This window comes from Alkalibacillus haloalkaliphilus C5 (genome assembly GCF_000269905.1).
Classification (GTDB): Bacteria; Bacillota; Bacilli; order Bacillales; family Alkalibacillaceae; genus Alkalibacillus; species Alkalibacillus haloalkaliphilus_A.
The window spans coordinates 1-738 of sequence record NZ_AKIF01000285.1 but is presented as its reverse complement, the minus strand read 5'-3'; the positions used below and the strand labels follow the sequence as shown (position 1 = coordinate 738).

Genomic DNA, 738 nt, shown 5'->3' with positions numbered 1-738 from the left:
AAAACCACCCGTGTGAACGGGTGGTTTGCTCTGCGGCTGAAAGCCTTTGTTGCCGGCCTCGGCCTGAAAGGCCCACTGAACGGTCCCCCTCTTGCACCACATCCACTCACTAATTCTAAAGAATTTCTTTATTTCTTCCGATTTTTCTCTCCTGTAAATGGGTCATATTCTTCGAATAATGTTAATTGATCAGCCATATAGTCTTCTTTCAGCTGATTTCTAATGTATTCTTGAATTTGTTTCCTGTTTCTGCCCACTGTATCGACGTAGAATCCTCGGCACCAGAATTTTCGATTCCCATATCGATATTTCAAATTAGCATGCCTATCAAATATCATAAGACTACTTTTACCTTTTAAATAACCCATGAAATTCGATACACTTAACTTTGGTGGTATACTGACTAACATATGGATATGATCGGGACAAGCATTCGCCTCATGTATGATAACACCCTTCCGTTCACATAAATCTCTTATAATTTGCCCAATACTCTTTTTGTATTTTCCATATATGATTTGTCTTCTGTACTTTGGTGCAAATACTAAGTGATACTTACAATTCCATGTTGTGTGTGCTAAACTATTCATGTCCTTCAATGGGACATACCTCCTTCTATGGTGAGATGGAGTGGTCGGGAAACCAACTTTATCTTACCATGAAGTGAGGTTTTTTTTATTACCACGCTATAAGCTCTCTGGAACCCCCGGCATAGCCAGGGGTTTTCAAAACCATTAA

1 protein-coding gene is annotated in these 738 nt (G+C 39.6%); it reads right to left on the bottom strand.

Annotated features, from left to right (window positions below; genetic code table 11):
• Window positions 1-128 precede the first annotated feature (128 nt).
• Window positions 129-590, bottom strand: coding sequence for an IS200/IS605 family transposase (gene tnpA / locus A194_RS0116450; protein WP_040403368.1), 462 nt, complete (start codon window positions 588-590; stop codon window positions 129-131).
• Window positions 591-738 lie beyond the last annotated feature (148 nt).

Excerpts from the sequence above, each read along its gene's own strand:
- tnpA (WP_040403368.1), bottom strand. The coding sequence starts at position 590 with ATGAATAGTTTAGCACACACAACATGGAATTGTAAGTATCACTTAGTA.